Annotated in this window: 4 protein-coding genes; 3 read left to right on the top strand and 1 reads right to left on the bottom strand. The window is 68.3% G+C overall.

Annotation, left to right across the window (positions count from 1 at the left end; genetic code table 11):
* On the top strand, nucleotides 1-483 hold a 483-nt coding region (locus MJD61_11795), incomplete at its 5' end, for an RNA polymerase sigma factor (GenBank protein MCG8555951.1).
* Nucleotides 480-1,283: a hypothetical protein gene (locus MJD61_11790; protein MCG8555950.1), complete on the top strand. Its 804-nt coding sequence runs from the start codon at nucleotides 480-482 to the stop codon at nucleotides 1,281-1,283. The genes MJD61_11795 and MJD61_11790, both read left to right, overlap by 4 nt.
* A gap of 343 nt (nucleotides 1,284-1,626) precedes the next feature.
* Here MJD61_11790 and MJD61_11785 read toward each other — a convergent pair whose 3' ends face one another.
* A complete protein-coding gene (locus tag MJD61_11785; GenBank protein MCG8555949.1) occupies nucleotides 1,627-1,950 on the bottom strand; it encodes a hypothetical protein in 324 nt (107 codons plus the stop codon).
* On the opposite strand from MJD61_11785, the gene MJD61_11780 reads away from it, so the two are divergent.
* Nucleotides 1,934-2,255: hypothetical protein (locus tag MJD61_11780; protein MCG8555948.1), on the top strand; the 322-nt coding region annotated here is incomplete at its 3' end. The genes MJD61_11785 and MJD61_11780 overlap by 17 nt on opposite strands.

Raw genomic sequence — 2,255 nt, 5'->3', positions numbered from 1 at the left:
GCCGACGACTTGGCCCAAGAAGCGCTCGTCAAGGCGTACCGCTCGTTGCGCTCTTATCGATTTCGTTCCAGCTTCTCCACTTGGTTGTTTCGCATCACGCGCAACGTATGCATCGATGCGGCACGCAGCCGGGCAGCCAAGGAAAAAGCCCGCCAGACGTCGTTGCGGGCGTCTCGAGCGTGCGACGAGCTAGCCGTGCAACCCGACGCGCAGCTTGCCAGGGAACAGGACAGGCAACGGCTGTGGAAGGCGCTCAACCGGTTGCCTGGCGAGTTTCGAAGTGTGATCCTGCTGTCCGACGTGGAAGGCATGTCGCACGACGAAATCGCCGCTATCGAGCGCATCGCAGTGGGCACGGTCAAGTCCCGGCTCTCGAGGGGACGCCGGCGACTGCGGGAGCTGCTGCGCCCTCCCGCCTCCACCCGGCCGCCGGCCGGGAACCTATCGGGTCCCTCGCTCGTCAAACCCGAAGGCAGCCCATGACCGATCCCGAAACCAAGACACCCGACCCGCTAGGCGAGCAGCTGCGCGCCCTGCGGGTCGACCCACCGGAGTCGGAGTTTCGTGCTGCCTTGCATCGGAGGCTGGTGGCTGCGGGTCCGCCAGCCGCGAGCGGTCCCGTGGATCGGCTGCGGGACTACCTCCAGGCCCGCCCGCTGATCTTGGGCGGTGCAACGGGGCTTGTTGCAGGCGTGGCGGCCTTCGCGCTGCTGTTTGGCCTCCGGACCGGGCCGGAGGGACAGACAGGTGACGCGCTTGCCTCCCTTGCCACGGCAGCCGCCGGATCGGGCGGCATCGTTCGCGCTATCCCATCTGGCCCGGATGCCTCCGGAGCACGGCTGGAAGCCAAGCCCGAAGCAAAGCTCGAAGCAAAGAAGGCCGGGCGGGTCGCTAGCGCCGCTGAGCGGCTGCAGCGGTTCCGTGTTCCTGCCGAAAAGGTAGCGGTGGTCAAGCTGCACTTCACCGCCGAACAGGCCGTGGAGGAGGTCGATTTCAGTATTGTGCTGCCGGAAGGGCTTTCGTTCTGGAGCGACGGCAAGGCACTGGCGCAGCGCAGCTTCCGCTGGCGAGCGCCGCTCCAGGCCGGAGACAACGTCGTGCCCATCGCGCTCAAGGGGCAGCATCCCGGCCGCTACCGGATCGTGGCCACCGCCGCCATCGGGGAAGAGGTCATCGCGCACGATCTGGTGCTTGATGTGCACGCGGCAGTTTTGAAGGTGCCTGGCTTGAAGGGTGTGCGCGAATTGAATAGTACGGCCGATCCGGAGGCTACGGCGGGGTGATGCAGCTTGGGCCAAAAGGCGCACCAGCCTTGAGAGCGGGCCAGCCGGCGCTCTTGGCGGTTGCCTGCCTGCTCGGGAGTCCTTTCACGCCTGTTGCGGCCGCACAGCAAACTGCGCCCAAGGCGTCAGCGCGCTCCAAGGAAGGCAAGCCGCGCTCCAAGGATGCGCCCGGCGCTCGAGCACGGGATTGGCGTCCAAGCAAGCAGCCCCCGAGACGTGCTGCCGCGCGGTCGCAGGCGGGGACCGCCCAGCAGACGCGCGCGCAGTCGCAGACCGCGACAGCCCGCGAGACGCGGCCCAGGCGGCTGCTTAAGGTGCGAGCCACACTCGATGTCATCGATCCTCAGGAAGATGTGCAGGACATCATCAGCCAAATGAGACGGCGCCAGCGCAGCGAGAAGGTACGCGGCGCCGCAAGGCGCGTGCGCTGGGCAAGTCCACGTCGCCCGGAAACCGGCTTGCCGCGCGGGACCGGAATAAAACGGCTGCGGCGACCGCCGCACGCGAGGCCGGCCGCCATGCGGGTGATCAAGGCCCGCCAGGCCGTCCAGCGCCAGCTGCGCCCGGCCTCGTCGATGCGCCCGCGCCCCGCGCGCCCCATTCGACCGCAAAGGCCGCGCGTTCCACGCACGCGCTGATGTTGCGACGCCATGATCCACAGATCCATGCCACCAACGGCCGCTCCATTCGCCGAGCGTCTATGGGCTCTGCTTGTAACGGCGGCCATGCTCGCGAGCAGCGCGGGCGCCGGGGCGCAGCAGCCGACACCGCCCCCCGAAACCGGCGCGACCAGCGCGGCGCGTGCGATACGCGATGCGCTCCACAACGGCCACGGCGAGCTTGCCGTGAAGCTGGCGCAACAAAGGCTCCAGAGCGCTCCCGACGATGCGCAGGCTCTGACCCTGCTCGGCTTGGCGCGGTTTCGTATCGGCCGCCTCGAGCAAGCGCTGTCGGCCTTCGAGCGAGCGCTGG

The sequence above is a fragment of the Pseudomonadota bacterium genome (genome assembly GCA_022361155.1).
GTDB lineage: Bacteria > Myxococcota_A > Polyangia > Polyangiales > JAKSBK01 > JAKSBK01.
The sequence above is the reverse complement of the archived record's forward strand: the minus strand, read 5'-3'. Positions and strand labels throughout refer to the sequence as shown.

Coding starts and splice junctions, on each gene's coding strand:
- MJD61_11785 (MCG8555949.1), bottom strand. CDS start 1,950: ATGGATCTGTGGATCATGGCGTCGCAACATCAGCGCGTGCGTGGAACG.
- MJD61_11790 (MCG8555950.1), top strand. CDS start 480: ATGACCGATCCCGAAACCAAGACACCCGACCCGCTAGGCGAGCAGCTG.